Genomic DNA, 1,789 nt, shown 5'->3' on the forward strand with positions numbered 1-1,789 from the left:
CTGCGATGCCATCGCCGCCAAGCTCAACTCACGGCCGCGGAAGCGGCTCGGATACCGGACCCCGGAGGAATGCTATGCACAATCGTAGGAAGGCCCTCAGAAAGGCTCAGTGTTGCGATTCAAACTTGAAGTCAGGCGCCGCTCAGTGCCCTTGGCAATGAAGTGGGGCGAGTTGAGCTACGCGTCGGAGACGCGTGTTCCGGGGAATGTAGTCAGTGCCGATCGGGTACGACTCGAACGAGGAGACAACATGAGCGAGCACGCCTTCGAAGCCAGCGCCACAATCTCCGCCACTCCGCAGCAGATCTGGGACGTCCTCGTCGACGCTGAGGCCTATCCGACGTGGGACTCTGGTGTGGTCAGCGTTGACGGACACATCGGTGACGGCGAGACGATCACCGTGCACGCTGCAGTGAACCCCGGGCGTGCGTTCCCAGTCAAAGTGACCGATTTCGACGCCCCCACGAAGATGAAGTGGACCGGGGGCATGCCGCTGGGGCTCTTCGTTGGCGAGCGCACGTTCACGCTCACGCCGACAGAGGACGGCAGATCGACCTTCCACATGAGGGAGGAGTACCACGGCCCCCTGACAGGCGCGATGTGGCGCTCGATGCCCGATCTGCAGCCCTCGTTCGAGCAGTTCGCCAACGGTCTGAAGGCTCGCGCCGAACGGGAGTAGCACTCTCTGGTCCGAGCCAATGGGTGTCCCTCAGTGCGCCTAACGTCTTTGGGCATAACCTGCGGCCTGAGCGCTTGCGGTGTCAACCGTGACGCTTCTGGCCGTCAGGTTGATGCCCCGGTTAGAACGGGGCCGAAGTCTAGCTGGCGAGACCACGTTCAGTTGCTTCAACCAAGCCCCCAAGGAAACGGATTGCCTTGTCGAGGTCATCTCGCTTCACGGGGTGGGCTGCAGGAGGGCCACCAGACGCGGGTGGGTTCGAGCGATGGACGACATCGCCCCGCGTCGAGATGAGCTTGTCGAGAGTCTTCTTCGCGTCAGCAGACTTGTAGTTCGCCCACTCCCACGTCGCCGTGACGTCGTACTCAAGATACTCAAGGTAGAGACGACGCACCTTGTCAGACGTCGGATTGTGCAGTCGGCGCAGTTCCTCATGCAGGCGTGCGTGAACGAACTTGCCAGCGTAGCTGCCCTCGATGACCTTCAACCGCGTGGTCACTTCCTCAAGAATCCGATCCTCGACGTAGGTCTCCCAGGCCGTCAGAGCCATGATGAGGCCGGCGCGCTTCAGGACCTCTCCATCGGCCGGGGATGATTTCGGCAATCCATCGAAGTAGGCGAGAAGCGCCTTGGCGTCACCGATCGAACTCTGGAAGGCATCGCTAGCCTTGGACATGTTCCCCCTCGTTCTAACGTTGGGCGCTTCAGCCGCGCCCACTGACTGACATGGTAGCCGAGGACTTGCGAAGTCGGCTGGAAGCGCTTGTTAGGTGCGCGACCGAGTCCTGCGTCAGCCGTGCGGCTCGATGCGCGGGAGTGCGTCGAGTCGCCAACCCGCGACCCCACGATCCGGGGTCGTGCCGGTCGACTCGTGCCTTGGGCATTTGGCGAGAAGCCGCAGCCGAATCCCCTTCTCACGCTATCGACCCGGGCCCAAATCGCTACAAGGAACAGGGACCCGTCACGTCGCACTGCGGATTACGCCGAAGTCGCACACCTATTCCACTCCAAGTCGAACACCGTAACGGCTGAAGCCGAACGGGTCGGAGCGAAGCGACGCGCTTGTGCATAAGTGTGACGAGGTGTTCGGCTTCAGGTCAACTTTCGCGA

The 1,789-nt window shown here is 61.9% G+C and carries 2 protein-coding genes; one reads left to right on the plus strand and one right to left on the minus strand.

From position 1 onward, the window contains the following. Positions 1 to 250: 250 nt before the first annotated feature. Positions 251 to 679: an SRPBCC domain-containing protein gene (locus U1E26_06125; GenBank protein MDZ4169216.1), complete on the plus strand. Its 429-nt coding sequence runs from the start codon at positions 251 to 253 to the stop codon at positions 677 to 679. Positions 680 to 818: 139 nt separating this feature from the next. On the opposite strand, the gene U1E26_06130 is transcribed toward U1E26_06125, so the two are convergent. Further along, positions 819 to 1,355 carry a HEPN domain-containing protein gene (locus U1E26_06130; protein MDZ4169217.1) on the minus strand — a complete coding sequence of 179 codons (537 nt, stop codon included), beginning with the start codon at positions 1,353 to 1,355 and terminating at the stop codon, positions 819 to 821. Positions 1,356 to 1,789 lie beyond the last annotated feature (434 nt).

The organism is Coriobacteriia bacterium (assembly GCA_034370385.1).
In the GTDB taxonomy this organism is placed as follows: domain Bacteria; phylum Actinomycetota; class Coriobacteriia; order Anaerosomatales; family PHET01; genus JAXMKZ01.

Bases quoted from the DNA above. Each gene is read 5' to 3' on its own strand.
- U1E26_06130 (MDZ4169217.1), bottom strand. From the start codon at position 1,355: ATGTCCAAGGCTAGCGATGCCTTCCAGAGTTCGATCGGTGACGCCAAG.
- U1E26_06125 (MDZ4169216.1), top strand. From the start codon at position 251: ATGAGCGAGCACGCCTTCGAAGCCAGCGCCACAATCTCCGCCACTCCG.